Origin of the sequence: Frigoribacterium sp. CFBP 13729, from assembly GCF_014841875.1 — a bacterium.
Classification (GTDB): Bacteria; Actinomycetota; Actinomycetes; order Actinomycetales; family Microbacteriaceae; genus Frigoribacterium.
The window spans coordinates 536,965-556,377 of record NZ_JACYUR010000001.1; the positions used below are offsets into that span (position 1 = coordinate 536,965).

The following is a 19,413-nucleotide window of genomic DNA, read 5'->3' on the forward strand; positions in this document are numbered from 1 at the left end:
TCAGGCCCAGTCGACGACGAGCTGGTTCGACGTGCGGAGCACGCTCGCCGAGGTCAGCTGCTCGGGGGTGAGGTCGGCATCGATGCTCACGCGGAACGTCACGGACTCCCCGGGCAGCAGGGTGACCATCATGTCGTCGACGACGGCGTGCACGTCGACCTTGTCGACGAGCAGCGTCACGTCGCGAGCCAAGGAGGCGCTGGTCACCACGACGTCGTAGCCGCCGTCGACCGCGGTGACGGCCGTCGTCAGGTCGGCGGCGGTCAGGGCCGAGTCGCGCTGTTCGACCGGGAACCACAGCCCCCGCTCGGCGCCGACCGTGGCGACCATCAGCTCGCGGGCCGGATCGCCGAAGGCGGCGACCTCGGCGGGGATCGCGACCGTGGTGGTGGTGCGGGCGTCGAGCGCCAGGTCGACCGTCGCGGAGGCGAGCACCTCGCCCTCGTAGGAGAGCCTCTGGAGGACGACCTGCGCCTCCCACGCCTCGGGCGAGTCGTTCGAGACGGCGGCGGCGAGGTCGTCGCCGCGCGGCTGGATCGTGACGAGGCGGTCGGCGTAGACGTGCTTGAGGGCGTAGAGCAGCGGCTTGGCGCGTCCGTAGCCGTCGACGGCTGCCCAGGAGGTGACGGGCCAGCAGTCGTTCAGCTGCCAGACGATCGAGCCCATCGTGGTGGGGCTCCACGACCGCCAGTGCTCGATGGCGAAGGCGACGGCGTGGGCCTGGTTCAGCGACATCGCCCAGTGCCAGTCCTCGGTGTCGTCGGGCAGCGGGAGATGCGCGACGAGGCCGTCGGTCAGCTTGTCGTTGCCGTCGGTCGCCTTCTGGTGCCAGATCATGCCGGGCGACTCGGGCGTCAGGGGCGAGTCGGAGATCGACTGCTGGATCGTGGACCAGGTCGCGGGGCCCTGCCAGCCGAACTCGGCGACGAAACGGGGCACGGTGTCGCGGTAGTGCGGGTAGTCGACGCGGTTCCACAGCTCCCAGAGGTGCACCGAGCCGTGCTCGATCTCGTTCGCCGGTCGTCCGGGGTCGCCCGACCAGGGGCTGCCCGGCGTGTAGGACCGCTCGGGGTCGAGTTCGGCGACGAGTCGTGGCAGCAGGTCGAGGTAGTAGCCGAGGCCCCACGTGCGACCCTGGAGGCGCTTCTCCCAGCCCCATTCCTCGAAGCCCCAGATGTTCTCGTTGTTGCCGTTCCAGAGCACGAGGCTCGGGTGGGACATCAGGCGCGTCACGTTGTCGCGGACCTCGGCCTCGACCTCGCCGCGGAGCGGCTCCTCCTCGGCGTAGGAGGCGCAGGCGAAGAGGAAGTCCTGCCAGGTCATGATGCCGCGTTCGTCGCACAGCTCGTAGAAGTCGTCGGACTCGTAGTAGCCGCCGCCCCAGACGCGCAGCAGGTTCATGTTCGCGAACTCGGCCTGGTCGAGGCGGGCGGCGACGCGGTCGCGGGTGACGCGGGTGACGAAGGCGTCGTCGGGGATCCAGTTCGCGCCCCTGGTCCAGACCGGCTGGCCGTTGACGACGACCCGGAAGCTGGTGCCCTCGGAGTCGGGCTCGAGTTCGACGACGACCGTGCGGAAGCCGATGCGGGTCGACCAGGCGGCGGCGGGCCGGTCGTCGACGCCGAGGTCGACGGCGAGGTCGTAGAGGACGGCGTCGCCGTGGCCGCGGGGCCACCAGAGCGCGACGTCGGCGACGTCGAGGTCGACGACGGCCTCGGTCGCGCCCGGGGAGACGTCGACGCTGGCCGTGTCTGCCTCGGCTCCGTCGGGGCTCGTCACGGAGCCGGAGACGGTCACCGCGGCGTCGGACCCGGCCGACCTCTCGATCGTGACATGGGCGCGGACGTGGCCCGCGCCTCCGTCGGTCGTCACGACGGGGCGGACGCTGTCGACGCGGGCGCCCGACCAGGAGTGCAGGGTCACGGGCTTGTGGATGCCCGAGGAGGCGGCGTCGAGGCCCCAGTCCCAGCCGAAGTTGCAGGCCGCCTTGCGGATGGCGTTGAAGGGGTGGAAGTAGGTGTGCGGCCGGTAGCCGATGTCGAGGCTGGCCTGGTCGGCGTAGGCGACGGGCGAGGCGAAGTGGACGACGAGGTCGTTGTCGCCGTCGACGAGCACACCGTCGGCCGGGAGGCGGTAGGTGCGGTGCTGGTTGACGGTGCGTGCCAGCTCGGTGCCGTTGAGGGTGACCGTGGCGACGGTGTCGAGGCCCTCGAACACGAGGTCGTGGCGGTCGTGGCCGTCGGGACCCCACGTGAACGTGGTGCGGTACTCCCAGTCGCTCTCGCCGATCCAGGTGACCTTCTGCTCGTTGCGGTCGAGGTAGGGGTCGGGGATGAGGCCGGCGGCGAGGAGGTCCGTGTGGACGAGGCCGGGCACCGTCGCGGGGACGGTCGCCGCGGCGATCTCGGCGGGCACCGGGCCGCCGGTCGAGCGGACGGACCAGCCGTCGTGCAGCGGGCGGCGGGTCTCGGTCGCGGTGGTGGGGAAGGTGGTGGTCACTTGGTGGCTCCTGCCGTGAGGCCGTTGTAGATGTATCGCTGGAGGAAGAGGAAGGCGACGAGGGTGGGGACGATCACGAGCAGCGTCCCGGCCGCGATGACCTCCCACTGCGCGCCGAAGGGGCCCATGAAGCGGAACAGGGAGGTCGAGATGACGCCGAGGTCCTGTGAGGGCATGTAGAGGAACGGGATGTAGAACTCGTTGTAGACCGCGATGCCCTTGATGATGACCACCGTCGCGATGGCCGGCTTGAGCAGGGGCAGGACGATCCGCCAGTAGACGGTGAAGCGGCTCGCGCCGTCGAGCATCGCGGCCTCGTCGAGCGAGACGGGGATCGACTGCATGAACTGCAGGAAGATGTAGATCGCGACGATGTCGGTCCCCATGAAGATGAGGATCGCCGCGCCCCGGGTGTTGAAGAGGTCGAGGGCGCTGATCACCTGGAAGGTGGCGACCTGCGTCGTGACCGACGGCACGAGGGTCGCGAGCAGGAACCCCCCGAGCACGAGCTTCCGGCCGCGGAAGCGGAACCGGTCGATGGCGTAGGCGGCCATCGTGCCGATCAGGATGGTCCCGACGACGGACACGACGAGGATGATCCCCGTGTTGACGAAGCCCATCAGCATGCCGCCCTGGGTGAAGGCGGTGACGAAGTTGTCGAGGTTGAGCCAGTTGCCGGGCGGGGTGAGCGGGGTCGAGGTCCGATACTCCTCGTCCGTCTTGAAGGCGAGCATGACGATGGTGACGAGCGGGACGAGGGCCGCGAGGCACGCGAGCAGGAGGCTGACGTACTTGACGGTCGTCCCGGTGCGGGCGAGCGTGCGCGAACGGGTGAGCGACGCGGTGGTGGTCACGAGGCGTCCTCCTTCTTCTCGTCGGGGAACAGCAGCCGCTGCACCGCGGTGATGACGAGCACGATGACGAGCAGGACCACGGCCATGGCGGAGGCGAGGCCCACTTTCGAGAAGCGGAACGCGGTGTCGACGGTCTGGATGACGAACGTCTCCGACCCGTTGGCGCCTCCGGTCATGATGTAGGGCATCTCGAACGCGGAGAGGGCGCCGGCGATCGCGAGGATGAACGACAGGCCGAGGATGCGTCGGATGCTGGGCACGATGATGTAGAGGAACTTGTGCCACGACGTCGCGCCGTCGAGGTCGGCCGCCTCGTACTGCTCGGACGGGACCGATTGGATCGCGCCCAGGAAGAGCACGAAGTTCAGGCCCATGTAGCGCCAGACGCTCGTGGCGGCGAGCGAGGTGTTGACGACCCCGGGGTCGCCGAGCCACTGCGGGGTGTTCTCGACGCCGACCAGGGCGGCGAGGGCGTCGAGGGTGCCGCCGGGACGGAAGAAGTAGAGGAAGACGAGGCCGATCGCGACCCCGTTGATGAGGTACGGGAAGAAGATGATCCCCTTGAACAGGTTCGAGAAGCGGGTCGTGAAGCTGAGGAGGGTCGCGAAGTACAGGGCCAGGACGAGCTGGGCGATGGCGCCGGCCAGGTAGAAGAGGCTGACGAAGAAGACCTGGAAGATCTCGGGCCGGGTGAAGATCTCGACGAAGTTCTCGGGGCCGACGAACTCCTTGACCGGCGACAGGCCGTCCCAGTCGGTGACGCTGTACCAGAGCAGGTTCGCGACCGGCACGTAGGTCAGGAGAAGAAGGAACGCCAGCGGCACGACGAGGAACAGCCACGGGGTGGCGCGCAGGCCGCGCCGGCCCACGCGCCCGGCCGGGCCGGCGCCGGGGCGGGTGCCCCGGCGCCGGCCGCCGTCGGTGACGGTCGCCGCGACCTCGGGAGGCGAGGCGAGCTGGGTCATTCGGAGACCTTCTCCTGCGCTGCGGCCCAGCGGTCGTTGAGGTCGGAGAAGAACGAGTCCTCGTCGCCGTCGGCGGCGCCGCGGGCGGTGTCGATCAGCTTCTGACGGTAGGTGTTGCCGAAGATGTCGATCTCCGCCTCGTTGGCGATGTCGGTGAGCAGCGCCTCCTTGCCGACCGGGTCAGGAGCCAGCTCGAGGTACTGGACGTCGAGGGCGGTGAAGTCCGAGAGGGTGTCAGGCTCGGGGTCGCTCTTGACGGGGCTGATGGCTCCCTGGTTCTCGGCGTAGCCGGACTCGTTCGTGAACCAGTCGACCCAGGCCTTCGCGGTCGCCTTGTTGTCGCTGTTCTTGCTGACGCCGAGGACCTTGTCGCTGGCCGTCACCGAGGTGAACTGGCCGTCGACCTGCCAGGGCATCGGCCAGAAGCCGATGTCGTCGCGGGAGGCACCGGCGGCCTCGGCGGCGTCCTGCATCTGGCTGACGGCCCAGGAGCCGAGGACCATCGAGCCGATCTTGCCCTGGGCGAGGAGGTTCTTGGACTCCTCCCAGTTGGTCGTGGTCGGGTCGGCCTCGCTGAGGCCGGCCTCCACGGTCTGGAAGAGCAGGTCGTCGATCTTGTACTGGTCGGTGCCCTCCGTCCAAGGGGCGTCGTCCTCGGCCATCTCCATGCGGACCTCGGGACCCTGGGTGGCGCCGAGGTTGCCCTCGATGGTCGCCAGCGGCCAGCCGTCGGCGTAGTTCGTGTAGTACGGGTCGGCGTCGGTCTTGTCGCGGATGGCCTGCAGGTCGGTGAGGTACTCCTCCTGTGTGGTCGGGGCCTCGGTGACGCCGGCGTCGGCCCAGACCTTCTTGTTGACGACCATGCCCATGGCGGAGCCGAAGGTCGAGATGCCGTAGACCTGACCGTCGTACGCGCCTGCGTCGACGAAGCGGTACTTCTCGCTCATCTCGTCCACCGTGCCGAGGGGCTCGAAGAAGCTCGAGTACTGGTCCTTCGTGACGTTCGAGCTGGGGATGAGCAGCGCGTCGCCGTAGTCCTTCGAGTTCAGGCGGATCTTGACGTCGCCCTCGTAGTCGGTCAGCGCCTCGAACTTCACGCTCGTGCCCGGGTACTTGTCCTCGAACGTCTTCGCGTAGTCGGCGAAGGTCGTGTCGACGAGGTCGGTGCGGTTGGTGAGCACGGTGATCTCGCCCGAGGGGTCCCCGTCGTCGTTGGACGCCGACGAGCAGCCACTGAGGCTGATCGCGGTGAGCGAGACCATCGCCATGCCCATGAGTGCTGTCTTCTTCATGCGTTCGAACTCCTTCGTTCGTGGGTGCCGGCGAGGTGCCTCGGCCGTTCTGTCCGGCAGGTCTCGGCGGGTGCGAGCTTGTCGGGTGCCTCAGCTTCGTCTGCATCATTACGCCGTGTCAAGACTTTGATTATTAATTTATGAAGTGTGATGCCGCCGAAACGGCCATGGCGGGCAAGGAGCGTCCGCTCTCGGGGACGTCAGCGAGCCGGCGGGCCGGTCGTCGCCCGGGGCACGAAGACGATGGGAGGCGCCTCGAGGGTGGGCGGTCTCTGGCCGTCGAGAACGGCCAGCACCGTCTCGCCCACCATCTCGCCGATGCGCTGGACGTCGTGGCTGAGGGCGGAGAGCGGAGGCTCAGAGAGCTGGCACTGGGCCGAGTCGTCCCACGCGACGATCGAAAGGTCGCCGGGCACGCCGAGACCTCGGCGTTGCGCCTCGGCGAGCCCGCCGAGCGCCATGAGGTCGTTGTCGAAGACCACCGCGGTCGGAACAGCCGGGGCGCCCTCGACGATCTGGTCGTCAGAGTCGACCTGTGCGTCGAGGAGCGCCGACAGGGCTCGCTCGCCCGACTCGAACGAGTAGTCGCCCGTCACCGTCGCCGCGATCAGCCCCCGATCGTCGCAGATCGCGACGAAGGTGTCCCGGCGGGCGACGGAGTGGGCGAGGCGCAGCGGTCCGCTGACGTGGGCGAGACGGACGTGGCCCAGCAAGGCCAGCGCATCCACCGCCTCCTCGACGGCGACGTCGTCGTTCGTCCAGACGGCGGGGAGCCCACTCGAGATGGCGGGCGATGAGACCGAGATCGCGGGCAGTTCGAGCTCGGCGACCAAGGACACCCGCGGGTCGTCCACACCCAGGTCGACGAGCACGACGGCGTCCACGACGCCCCCGGCCGACCACCGGCGGCACAGGTCGACTTCGGTCTCCCGGTCGGGAAGGACCCGGAGCAGGACTGCGTGCCCCCGTGGTCGAACGACACGGTCGAGGCCGGCGGTGAGCTCGTGGAAGTACGGCTCGGCCCCGTAGATCTCGCTGGGACGCACCAGGGTCAGGCCGATCGGCCGCGGGAGTTGCGACGGATGGTCGCTATCGGTCAGGGTCGCGTCTCGCATGGCCTCGTCCTCCTCGGCCCCGATCATGGTGCCGGGCGCTCTCTCGTGACCGCTATCGTGTCACCGACGCGGGCCAGCACGACACAAGGGCTCGCCCGAGGTGCGGAGGACGACGTGGCCAGACCCGAGTCTTCCGCGTCCGGGCCGGGCAGCAGGGCACTCGTCGTCGACGTCATCCGCTCGTCCGGCCCGATCAGCAGGGTCGAGCTGACCTCGACCACGGGTCTCACCCAGCCGAGCATCTCCAACATCGTCCGCAGGTTGCTCGCCGAGGGAATCGTCCGCGAGAGCGGACGGGTCGCCTCCGGCGGCGGCAAGCCCCGGACCCTCGTCGAGATCAACCCAGGCGCCCTCTACGCCGTCGGCGTCCAGCTCGGCTACGAGTCGATGACCTTCGTCGCCACGGGCGCCGGCGGCGGTATCGTCGCACGTCAGCTCGTCGACGGGGCATCGCTCGATTCGCCAGAGAAGGTCACCGACCGGCTCGTGGCGCAGTTCGACGCGTTCGTCGATGCCGCGGGCATCCCCCGTGCGTCGATCGCCGGTGTCGCGGTCGTCGCCCCCGGTCCACTCTCGGCCGACCATGGCGCCATCCTCCGATCTCCGACGCTGCGTCGCTGGGAGGGCTTCTCGCTCCGGGACAGGCTGTCCGAGCGTCTCGACGTGCCCGTGTTGATCGACAACGATGCCGCGGCCGCGGCCGTGGGCGAGTTCTGGACGCGTCGTGTCCCCCGCACCGAGACCTTCGCCGGCATATACATGGGCACGGGCCTCGGCGCCGGCATCATCATCGACGGGGCCCTGTATCGCGGTGCGAGCTCGAACGCTGGCGAGCTCGGGCACACGTCCGTTGACCTCGACGGCGAGCCTTGCTTCTGCGGCAACCGAGGATGCGTGGAACGTTATGCGGCGCCCGCCGCCGTCCTGCATCAAGCCCGTGAGCAGTCAGGACGCTTGACCGGCCTCGGACTCGCCTTCGAGGATCACACCGTTACCCAAGACTTCGACCGTCTAGCTCGCGCTGCTGTGGGCGGGCACCCTGTCGCCGAGAGCTTGATCGCGACGTCCGCGCGCTATCTCGCCGCCGCCGTCGTGTCGTTCGTCAACGTCCTCGACGTCGACCGGCTCGTGCTCTCCGGTCCGAGCATCGCGGTCGCGGGTTCCGTGTACGCCCGGGCCGTCCGAGAACGTCTCATGGAGAGCGCATTCGCGCGGCAATCGCACGGCGTCCGAGTCGAGTTGGCCACCAACCCGAGAGACTCAGCCGCGATCGGAGCAGCAGCGCTGGTCTTACAGAGCTCTGTCTCTCCGGGACACGGCCCGCAGCTCATTCGGCCGAACTGACCAGCGGAAGCCGAGAGCCAGACCCACGATCTGAGCGAGGGTCCTCTCAAGCGCGATGCGATCGGCGTCCAAGACGTAGGACAGTGGATCGTCCTTCACCAACACGAGGAGACTTGTCCAACGGCACACAAGGCATTGCTTTCGCAAAGACTTGCTTCTGACCGGCAACTTCTACGGTGGGCCCTACCGGGCTCGAACCGATGACATCCACGGTGTAAACGTGGCGCTCTACCAACTGAGCTAAAGGCCCTCGCTCCGGGCGGGCCGGGCGAGCAGGAGACAGGTTATCGCGAAGCAGACCCGGCCGGCGCCTCCTGCTGGGCGGCCCTGCCGGCGAGTCAGGCCGGGACGGACGTGAGCTGGTCGAGCGCGGCGCGGTAGTCGGCCAGCGAGCGTGCCTGGCCGGGCTCGGTGAGGAAGTGCTCGCGGATGACGCCGTCGACGTCGATGAGGAACGTCGCGCGGGTGGCGAAGCCCTTGTGCTCGAGGAAGACGCCGTACTCCTTCGACACCTCGCCGTGGGGCCAGAAGTCGGCCAGGAGGGTGAAGTCGTAGCCCTCCTCCTCGGCGAAGGCCCGCAGGGTCGCCTTCGAGTCGACGGAGATGCCGATCAGCTCGACGCGGGCGTCCTGGAACATCGCCAGGTTGTCGCGGAGCGTGCAGAGCTCGGCGGTGCAGGTGCTGGAGAAGGCCAGCGGGAAGAAGACGAGGGCGACGGGGCGCACGCCGCGGTAGTCCGCCAGGCGCACGTGCTCGCCGAACTGGTTCGGCAGATCGAAGTCGGGAGCCTGGATGTCGTTCTCCAGCGCCATGAGCACGTTCCTTCCGCGCCGGTCCGGGCGACCGACGTCAACACGAGGAGCGATGTTACGCCTCTGACGGCTGCGCGCGAGGACGTTCTCCCAGGGCGTGCCGAGCCTCCGTCGGCGGAGCCAACTAGACTCGCCAGGTCAGTGCGCGACGACGACCCGGGACCCGAGCCGCGTCGAGCTGACGGCCGTGCGCCCCCGTGGGGCGGCGGCTGTTGTCCACCACACACGAGTGATAGAGGTCAAGGGTGACGGTAAACGATCAGGATCCGTACACGGTCGACACGACCGACCAGGATCCCGAGGAGACCGCCGAGTGGAGGGAGTCGCTCGACTCCCTCGTCGCGGCGCAGGGCCACGAACGCGCACGTCAGATCATGAAGAGCCTGCTGTCTCGCTCGAGCGAGCTGCACCTCGGCGTGCCGATGGTCCCGAAGACCGACTACGTGAACACCATCGCCCCCGAGGACGAGCCGGAGTTCCCCGGCGACGAAGAGCTCGAGCGCCGCTACCGCCGCTGGATCCGCTGGAACGCGGCCGTCACGGTGCACCGCGCCCAGCGCCCCGGCGTCTCGGTCGGCGGCCACATCTCGACCTACGCCTCGTCGGCCGCCCTCTACGAGGTCGGCTACAACCACTTCTTCCGCGGCCAGGACCACGCGGGCGGCGGCGACCAGGTCTTCTTCCAGGGGCACGCCTCCCCCGGCATGTACGCCCGCGCGTTCCTCGAGGGCCGCCTCGGCACCGACCAGCTCGACGGCTTCCGCCAGGAGAAGTCGCACCACACCGGCGGCCTCAGCTCGTACCCGCACCCCCGGCTCATGCCGCAGTTCTGGCAGTTCCCGACCGTGTCGATGGGCCTCGGGCCGATCAACGCGATCTACCAGGCGCAGGTCGCCAAGTACCTCACCAACCGCGGCATCAGGGATGCTTCCGACCAGCAGGTCTGGGCGTTCCTCGGCGACGGCGAGATGGACGAGGTCGAGAGCCGCGGCCAGCTCCAGGTCGCGGCGAACGAGGGCCTCGACAACCTCAACTTCGTGATCAACTGCAACCTGCAGCGCCTCGACGGCCCGGTCCGCGGCAACGGCAAGATCATCCAGGAGCTCGAGAGCTTCTTCCGCGGCGCCGGCTGGAACGTCATCAAGGTCGTCTGGGGCCGCGAGTGGGACGACCTGCTCGCCCGCGACACCGAGGGCGCTCTGCTCAACTTGATGAACACGACGCCCGACGGCGACTTCCAGACCTACAAGGCCGAGAGCGGCGCCTACGTCCGCGAGAACTTCTTCGGCCGCGACCCGCGCGCCCTCGAGCTCGTGAAGGACTTCACCGACGACCAGGTCTGGAACCTCAAGCGCGGCGGCCACGACTACAAGAAGGTCTACGCCGCCTTCAAGGCCGCCTCCGAGCACAAGGGCCAGCCCACCGTCATCCTCGCGAAGACCGTCAAGGGCTACGGCCTCGGCCCGGCCTTCGAGGGCCGCAACGCGACCCACCAGATGAAGAAGCTCACGCTCGACAACCTCAAGCAGTTCCGCGACGAGATGCGCATCCCGATCAGCGACGCCCAGCTCGACGAGGACCCGTACCTGCCGCCCTACTACCACCCGGGCGACGGCGACGAGGCGATCCAGTACCTCCACGAGCGCCGACGCGCGCTCGGCGGCTACGTTCCCGAGCGTCGCAGCAAGTACACCGAGATCGCGGTGCCCGAGGCGAAGTCCTACGACGTCGTCCGCAAGGGCTCGGGCAAGCAGGAGGTGGCCACCACGATGGCCTTCGCCCGTCTGCTCAAGGACCTGCTGCGCTCCCCCGACTTCGGCCACCGCATCGTCCCGATCATCCCGGACGAGGCCCGCACCTTCGGCATGGACGCGTACTTCCCGACGTCGAAGATCTACAACCCCAACGGGCAGCACTACACGTCCGTCGACCGCGAGCTGCTGCTGGCCTACAAGGAGAGCCCCCAGGGCCAGCTCCTGCACGTCGGCATCAACGAGGCCGGCGCCTTCGCGGCCTTCACCGCCGTGGGCACGTCGTACTCGACGCAGGGCGAGCCGCTCATCCCGGTCTACGTCTTCTACTCGATGTTCGGCTTCCAGCGCACCGGCGACGCCATGTGGGCCGCGGGCGACCAGATGGCCCGCGGGTTCATCATCGGCGCCACGGCGGGCCGCACGACGCTGACCGGCGAGGGCCTGCAGCACGCGGACGGCCACTCGTTGCTGCTCGCCTCGACCAACCCCGCCGTCGTCTCGTACGACCCGGCGTACGGCTACGAGCTCGGGCACATCGTCAAGGCGGGCATGGACCGCATGTACGGGAAGAACGACGACGGCACCCCGTCGCACGACGACCCGAACGTCATGTTCTACATCACCGTCTACAACGAGCCGATGCAGCAGCCCGTCGAGCCGGACGACCTCGACGTCGACGGCGTCGTGCGCGGCATCTACAAGCTGAGGTCCGCCGAGAACCTTGGGCCTCGTGCCCAGCTGCTCGCCTCTGGCGTCGGCGTGCGCTGGGCCCTCGAGGCCCAGCAGCTGCTCGCCGACGACTGGAACGTGGCCGCCGACGTGTGGAGCGTCACCTCGTGGAACGAGCTGCGCCGCGACGGTCTCGAGGCCGAGGAGCACAACTTCCTCAACCCGAGCGCCGAGCCCCGCACGCCCTACGTCACCGAGAAGCTCCAGGGCTCCGAGGGGCCGGTCATCGCGACGTCCGACTTCATGGCGGCCGTGCCCGACCAGATCCGCGAGTACGTGCCCGGCGACTACCTGACGCTCGGCGCCGACGGCTTCGGCTTCTCGGACACCCGCGCGGCGGCACGTCGGTTCTTCAAGATCGACGGCCCCTCCATGGTGGTCCGCACGCTGCAGGCGCTCGCCCGTCGTGGCGACGTCGACCGCAGCGTCGTCCAGCAGGCGATCGACCGCTACCAGCTGCACGACGTGACGGCCGGCACCAGCGGCACCGCCGGCGGGGAGAGCTGACGACCGCGTGAGCGCCGAGCGGGTCCCGGCCTCGCCGATGGAGCCGTCCGCGGCCACGAAGGAGCGAACGCTCGCGTGGCTGCGGACGGTGTCCGGGGAGTTGTCGACGGCGACCATCAAGCGGCTGGAGGAGACGCTGCCCTGGTACGGCGACATGCCGCCCGGCCGCCGGTCGGCGGTGGGGCTCGTCGCCCAGGCGGGCATCACCTCCTTCATCAGCTGGTTCGACGACCCCCGGTCGACGCCGTGGATCGCCGCCGACGTGTTCGGCGCGGCCCCTCGCGAGCTGCTCCGTTCGATCAGCCTGCAGCAGACGCTGCAGCTGATCCGGGTGACGGTCGAGGTGGTCGAAGAACGCGTCAAGGACGGCGACGACAGCCTGCGGGAGGCGATCCTCCTGTACTCGAGGGAGATCGCGTTCGCCTCGGCCGACGTCTACGCCCGGGCCGCCGAGGCGCGGGGTCTCTGGGACGCCCGGCTCGAGGCCCTCGTGGTCGACTCGATCCTGCGGGGGGAGTACGACGACGAGCTGCCGAGCCGCATCGCCGCGCTCGGCTGGCACGGCCACGGCGAGGTGTCCGTGCTCGTCGGCACGGCCCCGCGCATGCTCGACGTCGACCAGCTCCGCCGCACGGCGCGGCACCTCGACGCCGACGTCCTGATCGGCGTGCAGGGCAGCCGGCTGGTGCTGGTCATCGGCCGAGCCGAGCAGGAGACCGACGAGAACGGCGTCTCGACGTCGCAGCCCCCGTTCACCGACATCGCCTCGGCCCTCGAGCCCGGATTCGGCGACGGCCACCTCGTGCTCGGCCACGAGGTGCCGAGCCTCGTCGAGGCAGCACAGAGCGCCAAGGCGGCCCTCGCCGGGTTCGCCGTCGCACGGTCGTGGCGGAACGCGCCTCGTCCGGTGCTCGCCGACGACCTGCTCCCCGAACGCGCCCTCGCCGGCGACCCCCTCGCCCGCTCGACCCTCGTCAACCGCATCTACAAGCCGCTGAAGACGCACTCGACCGAGCTGCTCACGACCCTGTGGTGCTACCTCGACAACGGGCGGTCGCTCGAGGCGACGGCACGCGAGCTGTTCGTGCACCCCAACACGGTCCGCTACCGCCTCAAGCGCGTCTCGGACGTGATCGGCTGGGACGCCACCGGCGCGCGGGAGGCCATCGTGCTGCAGTCGGCGCTGATCCTCGGGTCGATCGCCGACACGGACGGGCAGTCGCCCCGACGACGCTGACCGCTTCGGCCACGGCTGTAGGTCACGGCTGTGGTGATCCACAGTGTCCCCGGCGATCTTTGGTCGGGTTGCTCCACACGGACGGGACACGTCGTTGGCATGATGGTCGAGTGATCGTCGTCGTAGCGCCCGGACAGGGCTCCCAGTCCCCCGGATTCCTCGAGCCCTGGCTGGAGGACGGCGCCCAGCGCGAGTTCCTCGAGTCGCTGTCGGAGTCGGCCGGGGTCGACCTCGTCGCCCACGGGACGACGTCCGACGCCGACACCATCCGCGACACCGCGGTGGCCCAGCCCCTCATCGTCGCCGCCGGGCTGCTCACGGCCCGTGCCCTCTTCTCCCGCGTCGACCGCAGCCGGGTCGGCGGCGTCGCCGGCCACTCCGTCGGCGAGTTCACCGCGGCGGCGGTCGCCGGCGTGCTGACCGACGACGACGCCGTCCGCCTGGTCGCTGAGCGCGGCCGCGCCATGGCCGAGGCCGCGTCGCGGGTCGAGACCGGCATGAGCGCCGTCCTGGGCGGGGACGAGGCCGAGCTGGCGGCCCGCCTCGAGGCCCTGGGGCTCACCGCCGCCAACCACAACGGCGGCGGGCAGGTCGTCGTCGCCGGCGAGCTGGCGGCCCTCGCCGCCCTCGCGGCCGAGCCGCCCGCCAAGAGCCGGGTCGTGCCGCTGCAGGTCGCCGGGGCGTTCCACACCCGCTTCATGGAGCCGGCCGTCGAGCGCCTCCGCACCGCCGCCTCCTCGGTCACCGCCTCCGACCCGACCCTGCGGCTCTGGACGAACCACGACGGCACCGCCGTCGACTCCGGCAGCCGCTTCGTCGAGCTGCTCGTCGGCCAGGTGTCCTCGCCCGTCCGGTGGGACGCCGTCATGACCTCGTTCGCCGACGCCGGCGTCACCGGCATCGTCGAGCTCGCCCCTGCGGGTGCCCTGACGGGCCTCGCCAAGCGCGCGCTGCGCGGAGTCCCCTCCGTCGCGGTGAAGACCCCCGACGACCTGCAGGCCGCCGTCGACCTCCTCGAGGGAGCAGAATGACCACCCCCCAGCTCAAGCAGCAGCACGGCGCCGAGTACACGCGCATCCTCGCGATCGGCGCCGCCCGGGGCGACCAGGTCGTGCCGAACGCTGACATCGTCGAGCCGATCGACTCCAGCGACGAGTGGATCCAGCAGCGCACCGGCGTCGTGACGCGCGTGCGGGCGTCGTCCGAGGTGCACGTCGTCGACCTCGCCGAGGCCGCCGCGAACGAGGCGATCGCCAAGGCCGGCATCCGTCCCGACCAGATCGGCGTCGTGCTCGTCTCCACCATCAGCGGCGGCGTCGCGACCCCCTCGGTCGCCTCGCTGCTCGCCGAGAAGATCGGCGCGAACCCGGCCGCCGCCTACGACATCTCGGCCGCCTGCGCCGGCTACGCCTACGGCATCGCGCAGGCCGACTCCTTCGTGAAGTCCGGCCTCGCCGAGTACGTGCTCGTCGTCGGGGCCGAGAAGCTCAGCGACTTCATCGACCCGACCGACCGCACCATCTCGTTCCTCCTCGGCGACGGGGCGGGCGCGGCGGTCGTCGGCGCGAGCGACACCCCCGGCATCGCCCCCACCGTGTGGGGCAGCGACGGCTCGAAGTGGGACGCCATCCGCATGACGAACACGATGCAGGAGTACCGCGCCGGGGCCGGCGAGGTCGCCTGGCCGACCCTCCGCCAGGAGGGCCAGACCGTCTTCCGCTGGGCCGTGTGGGAGATGGTCAAGGTCGCGAAGCAGGCCCTCGAGCAGGCCGGCGTCACGAGCGAGCAGCTCGCCGCGTTCGTGCCGCACCAGGCCAACATGCGCATCGTCGACGAGTTCGCCAAGCAGCTCGGCCTGCCGGACACGGTCGTCATCGCCCGCGACATCGCGACCACCGGCAACACGTCCGCCGCCAGCATCCCGCTCGCGACCCACCGCCTCCTCGAGGAGCACCCCGAGCTCAGCGGCGGCCTGTCGCTGCAGATCGGCTTCGGTGCGGGGCTCGTGTTCGGCGCCCAGGTGGTCGTCCTCCCGTAGCGCGCCGCGACGGCTCGCCGCCGCCGCCCTGTATAGGCTTTACCCCGGTCACCACGACACCCCCTCAAGGAGAACACACCATGGCACTGTCCACCGAAGAAGTCCTCGCCGGCCTGGCCGAGCTCGTCAACGACGAGACGGGCATCGCGACCGACACCGTCGAGATGGACAAGTCGTTCACCGACGACCTGGACATCGACTCCATCTCGATGATGACCATCGTGGTCAACGCCGAGGAGAAGTTCGACGTGAAGATCCCCGACGAAGAGGTCAAGAACCTCAAGACCGTCGGCGACGCCGTCACCTTCATCACCAAGGCACAGGACTAGACGTCGACGGCCCGGTCTCCCCTCGGGGCGACCGGGCCTCTCCGTCCCCCCTCGTGGGCTCCGCGCCTGCCGAGGGACGCACCGTCTCTCCAGGAGAATCGTCATGACCAAGAAGATCGTCGTCACCGGCCTCGGTGGCACCTCCCCCCTCGGCGGCACCGCCGTCGACAGCTGGAACGCGCTCCTCGCGGGCGAGTCCGGCATCACGACCCTCGAGCAGGAGTGGGTCGCCAAGTACGAGCTGCCCGTCACCATCGCCGGCCAGGCGAAGGTGCCGTCGGCCGACGTGCTCGACCGCCGCGAGACCAAGCGCCTCGACCCGTCCAGCCAGTTCGCCCTCACCGCCGCGCGCGAGGCCTGGGCCGACGCCGGCTCGCCCGAGGTCGTCCCCGAGCGCTTCATCGTCGACTGGGCCACCGGCATCGGCGGCGTGTGGACCCTGCTCGACGCGTGGGACACCCTCCGCGAGAAGGGCCCGCGTCGGGTCCTGCCGATGACCGTGCCGATGCTGATGCCCAACGGCCCCGCCGCCGCGATCTCGATGAGCCTCGGCGCGCGCGCCGGCGCCCGCACGGTCGTCTCGGCCTGCGCCTCCAGCACCGAGTCGATCGCCATGGCCTACGACCACCTCCAGTCGGGCCTCGCCGACATCGCCGTCGCCGGCGGCTCCGAGGCGGCCATCCACCCGATGCCCCTCGCCTCGTTCGCGGCCATGCAGGCGCTCTCGAAGCGGAACGACGACCCGGCCACCGCCTCCCGCCCGTACGACGTCACCCGGGACGGCTTCGTCCTCGGTGAAGGAGGCGCGGCGCTCGTCCTCGAGACCGAGGAACACGCGCTCGCCCGCGGCGCCCGGATCTACGCCGAGCTGATCGGCGGAGCGGTCACGAGCGACTCGTACCACATCACCGCCCCAGACCCCGAGGGCACCGGCGCGGCCCGCGCGGTCATCGCGACGCTCGAGAACGCCGGCGTCGAGCGTGACCAGGTCGTGCACGTCAACGCGCACGCGACCAGCACGCCCGTCGGCGACATCGCCGAGTACCACGCGATCAAGCGGGTCTTCGGCAACCACACCTCGAAGCTGATCGTCTCGGCGACCAAGGCCTCGACCGGGCACCTGCTCGGCGGTGCGGGAGCCATCGAGGCGCTGTTCACGGTCAAGGCGCTGCACGAGCGCCTCGCTCCCCCGACGATCAACGTCACGCAGATGGACGACGAGATCGACCTCGACGTCGTGGTCGGCGAGCCGCGTCGGCTGCCCGACGGCGAGATCGTCGCGGTCAGCAACTCGTTCGGCTTCGGCGGGCACAACGCGGTCGTCGCGTTCCGCTCGGTCTGACGCACCCTGCCCGCGCCTCCGCGCCGGGCACGACGAAGGCCGGTGTCCCCTCGGGGCCACCGGCCTTCGTCGCGTCGTGCGGGTGCGTGGAGGTCCGCCGAGCGACGTCGACGACCGAGGTCAGCCACCGACGCCAGCTGCCGGTGTCAGCCGACCTTGTGCAGCCAGACGACGGGGTTGCCCTCGCCGCTGTAGCGGAACGGCTCGAGCTCGTCGTCCCAGGCCTGGCCGAGGGCGAGCCGCAGCTCGCGGTGCAGCTCGAGCGCGTTCGATCCGGCGATGTCCATGGCGTAGCGGATCCGGTCCTCGGGCACGACGGTGTTGCCCGCCGTGTCGGTCTGCGCGAAGAACACCCCGAGGTCGGGCGTGTGCATCCAGCGCCCGCCGTCGTTCTCGACGCCGGGATCCTCCGTCACCTCGTACCGGAGGTGCTCCCAGCCTCGCAGCGCCGAGGCGATGCGCGCGCCGGCGCCCTCGTCGCCCTGCCAGGAGAACTCTGTCCGCTGGGCGCCGGACAGGACCGGCTGCGCCACCCAGGCGAAGTTCACGGCGTGCCCGAGGGCACGACCGACCGCCCACTCGACATGCGGGCACAGTGCACGAGGGGACGAGTGCACGAAGAGCACTCCCCTAGCCGTTGCAGCAGCCACGATTCCTCCATCCGTTAGGTGCGACTTCCCCATCGACCTGTGGACACGTGGACCGTGTGCGTGCTCTCGTGCGTGTTCGGTTGTGTGCGGACCTCGGTCCGCTGGGTCGATCATGACACGTGCTCCCTGGACGTCACAACCGTGCAACGGCTGGCAATCGGCCCGGCCTGCCCCGCCGGGCAGCCCATGACACGCGACGAGGAGGCGGCGGGCGCGCCCTCGGACCCGCAGGCGCCTCCTACTTGGCCTGCGAGTAGTCGTCGACGACGGCCACGGTGAGCGGGAACCGCACCGGGGCGTCGCCGAACAGCATCCGGCCCGCGGCCGCGGCCGCCTCGACGACGAGGACCGCGACCTCGTCGGCGGTGTCGGCCGGCGCGTGCACGACGACCTCGTCGTGCAGGAAGAACGTGAGGTGCGGGGCCTCGTCGCCGCGGTCGCCGAAGCGGTCGTGCAGCGCCTGCCGGAAGGCGCCCAACCAGCAGAGCGCCCACTCGGCTGCCGTGCCCTGCACGACGAAGTTGCGGGTGAACCGTCCCCACGACCGGGCGTCGCGCCCGACCTCGGCGCGGGGCATCTCGGGCGGCAGCTCGTCTGCGGCGGCGTCCGCAGGCGACGGGGAAGTGCGGCCGAGGAGGGTGCGGACCACGCCGCCCTGCTCGCCGGTGCGCGCGGCGGTCTCGACGAGGGCCATCGCCTGCGGGAAACGTCGCGCCAACCGGGGCACGAGCCGCCCGCTCTCGCCCTGGGTCGCGCCGTACATCGCCCCGAGCATCGCGACCTTGGCCTCGGCCCGGCTCGCCACCGCGCCGCTCGCGACGATGCCCTCGTAGAGGTCGCCCTGACCCGCCGCCGCCATCGCGCGGTCGCCGGAGAGGCCGGTGAGGATGCGCGGCTCGAGCTGCGAGGCGTCGGCGACGACGAGCTTCCAGCCCGGGTCGGCCACGACGGCCGCCCGGACGGCCCTCGGCAGCTGCAGGGCGCCTCCCCCGCTCGTGGCCCAGCGACCAGTGACGCTGCCGGCCGGCACGTAGTCGGGCCGGAAGCGCCCGTCACGCACCCAGGCGTCGAGCCAGGCCCAGCCGTTGGCGACGAGCAGCCGCTGCCGCTTCTTGTACCGCAGCAAGGGCTCGACGGCGGGGTGGTCGTGACGCTCGAGCTCCCACTTGGTCGTCGAGGCGACGTGGACGCCGGCCGAGTTGAGCGCGCGCACCAGCTCGGCGGGCGAGTCGGGGTTGAGGTCGGGGGCGTCGAGCCGGCTGCGCACCTCGTCGAGGTCGGTGCGCATCAGCGCCGGTCGTTCCCCCGCGGCCGGCCGTGGCCCGAGGGCCTCTCTGAGGACGCGGTCGTGCACGCGGGCCGACCACGGCACGCCGTCGTGCCGCATCTCGACGGCGATCAGCGCGCCCGTCGACTCGGCGGTCGTCAGCAGCTCGAGTCGTGCCCGCTCGGCGCTCGTCTCGATCGCCGCCCGCTGGCGGAGGAACTCACCCGCCGGGTCGGGCAGCGACTCGGGCAGCACGTCGAAGAGCCCGTCGCGGGGGCCGTCCACGCCCTGCGGGACGTCCCACGGGCCGCGGGGCGCCCCGTGCAGCTCGGACCCCGCCGTCGCGACGGCCGACCGCAGCAGGGCATGGCAGAGCCGCAGGTCGACGCAGCGCGCCACGCGGACGCCCGCCTCGAGGAGGCGCGGGTACCACCGCGGGGTGTCGTCCCAGACCCAGCGGGGCCCCGCCGTGCCCTCGGGGCCCGACTCGCGCCTCCGGACGGCCTCGACCAGGTCGGCGTCGCCGACGACCTCGACGTCGGCCGGGGCCAGGGCCTGGTCGGGGGCGGGACGGCGCCACGTCGTCAGCTCGACGTCGCCGTCGGCGAGGCGACGGGCGAGCACGAACATCCGTCGATCATCCCATCCCCGGGCGAGACGACGCGCCCACGGTCCCAGA

Annotated in this window: 15 protein-coding genes and 1 tRNA gene; 7 read left to right on the forward strand and 9 right to left on the reverse strand. The window is 70.5% G+C overall.

The features are described from left to right. The 5 genes from IFT77_RS02375 to IFT77_RS02395 all read right to left on the reverse strand — a co-directional run bounded on the left by IFT77_RS02375 (position 1) and on the right by IFT77_RS02395 (position 6,656). Positions 1-2,499, reverse strand: a complete 2,499-nt coding sequence (locus IFT77_RS02375) for a glycoside hydrolase family 2 protein (RefSeq protein ID WP_192041795.1) — start codon at positions 2,497-2,499, stop codon at positions 1-3. After that, entirely contained in the window at positions 2,496-3,353 is an 858-nt protein-coding gene (locus IFT77_RS02380; RefSeq protein ID WP_371740887.1) for a carbohydrate ABC transporter permease, read from the reverse strand. Before IFT77_RS02380 ends, IFT77_RS02375 begins: the two co-directional genes overlap by 4 nt. After that, positions 3,350-4,318 (reverse strand): carbohydrate ABC transporter permease, encoded by a 969-nt coding sequence (locus tag IFT77_RS02385; protein ID WP_192041796.1) that lies wholly within the window; start codon positions 4,316-4,318, stop codon positions 3,350-3,352. The genes IFT77_RS02380 and IFT77_RS02385 overlap by 4 nt, the downstream gene beginning before the upstream one ends. Beyond that, positions 4,315-5,610 carry an ABC transporter substrate-binding protein gene (locus IFT77_RS02390; protein ID WP_192169135.1) on the reverse strand — a complete coding sequence of 432 codons (1,296 nt, stop codon included), beginning with the start codon at positions 5,608-5,610 and terminating at the stop codon, positions 4,315-4,317. The genes IFT77_RS02385 and IFT77_RS02390 overlap by 4 nt, the downstream gene beginning before the upstream one ends. Positions 5,611-5,810: 200 nt before the next feature. Beyond that, positions 5,811-6,656 carry a LacI family DNA-binding transcriptional regulator gene (locus IFT77_RS02395; protein ID WP_371740888.1) on the reverse strand — a complete coding sequence of 282 codons (846 nt, stop codon included), beginning with the start codon at positions 6,654-6,656 and terminating at the stop codon, positions 5,811-5,813. Here IFT77_RS02395 and IFT77_RS02400 point away from each other — a divergent pair. Continuing rightward, positions 6,570-8,069: an ROK family protein gene (locus tag IFT77_RS02400; RefSeq protein WP_371740890.1), complete on the forward strand. Its 1,500-nt coding sequence runs from the start codon at positions 6,570-6,572 to the stop codon at positions 8,067-8,069. The two genes, IFT77_RS02395 and IFT77_RS02400, sit on opposite strands and share 87 nt — an antisense overlap. A gap of 177 nt (positions 8,070-8,246) precedes the next feature. On the opposite strand, the gene IFT77_RS02405 is transcribed toward IFT77_RS02400, so the two are convergent. Together IFT77_RS02405 and IFT77_RS02410 are read right to left on the reverse strand one after the other, a co-directional pair. Then, positions 8,247-8,319, reverse strand: a tRNA-Val gene (locus IFT77_RS02405). A gap of 88 nt (positions 8,320-8,407) precedes the next feature. Further along, positions 8,408-8,881 carry a peroxiredoxin gene (locus IFT77_RS02410; RefSeq protein ID WP_123546080.1) on the reverse strand — a complete coding sequence of 158 codons (474 nt, stop codon included), beginning with the start codon at positions 8,879-8,881 and terminating at the stop codon, positions 8,408-8,410. A gap of 245 nt (positions 8,882-9,126) precedes the next feature. Here IFT77_RS02410 and aceE point away from each other — a divergent pair, with 245 nt between their 5' ends. The 6 genes from aceE (at position 9,127) to IFT77_RS02440 (ending at position 16,817) form a co-directional block, all read left to right on the forward strand. Continuing rightward, complete coding sequence (aceE, locus tag IFT77_RS02415; protein ID WP_192041799.1) at positions 9,127-11,871, forward strand: pyruvate dehydrogenase (acetyl-transferring), homodimeric type; 2,745 nt, start codon at positions 9,127-9,129, stop codon at positions 11,869-11,871. A 37-nt stretch (positions 11,872-11,908) separates the two neighbouring features. Beyond that, a complete protein-coding gene (locus IFT77_RS02420; protein WP_192042326.1) occupies positions 11,909-13,108 on the forward strand; it encodes a CdaR family transcriptional regulator in 1,200 nt (399 codons plus the stop codon). Between the two features lie 110 nt (positions 13,109-13,218). Further along, positions 13,219-14,139: an acyltransferase domain-containing protein gene (locus IFT77_RS02425; protein WP_192169137.1), complete on the forward strand. Its 921-nt coding sequence runs from the start codon at positions 13,219-13,221 to the stop codon at positions 14,137-14,139. Beyond that, entirely contained in the window at positions 14,136-15,146 is a 1,011-nt protein-coding gene (locus IFT77_RS02430) for a beta-ketoacyl-ACP synthase III (RefSeq protein WP_192169138.1), read from the forward strand. Before IFT77_RS02425 ends, IFT77_RS02430 begins: the two co-directional genes overlap by 4 nt. A gap of 80 nt (positions 15,147-15,226) precedes the next feature. Continuing rightward, positions 15,227-15,475, forward strand: a complete 249-nt coding sequence (locus tag IFT77_RS02435) for an acyl carrier protein (RefSeq protein ID WP_056054313.1) — start codon at positions 15,227-15,229, stop codon at positions 15,473-15,475. 103 nt (positions 15,476-15,578) lie between these two features. Then, a complete protein-coding gene (locus tag IFT77_RS02440; protein ID WP_192041802.1) occupies positions 15,579-16,817 on the forward strand; it encodes a beta-ketoacyl synthase in 1,239 nt (412 codons plus the stop codon). Between the two features lie 146 nt (positions 16,818-16,963). Here the strand turns inward: IFT77_RS02440 and IFT77_RS02445 are convergent, their stop codons facing one another. Both IFT77_RS02445 and IFT77_RS02450 read right to left on the reverse strand, forming a co-directional pair. Next, entirely contained in the window at positions 16,964-17,500 is a 537-nt protein-coding gene (locus IFT77_RS02445) for a DUF3145 domain-containing protein (RefSeq protein ID WP_123546092.1), read from the reverse strand. 205 nt (positions 17,501-17,705) lie between these two features. Continuing rightward, positions 17,706-19,364 carry a bifunctional 3'-5' exonuclease/DNA polymerase gene (locus IFT77_RS02450; protein ID WP_192041803.1) on the reverse strand — a complete coding sequence of 553 codons (1,659 nt, stop codon included), beginning with the start codon at positions 19,362-19,364 and terminating at the stop codon, positions 17,706-17,708. Positions 19,365-19,413 lie beyond the last annotated feature (49 nt).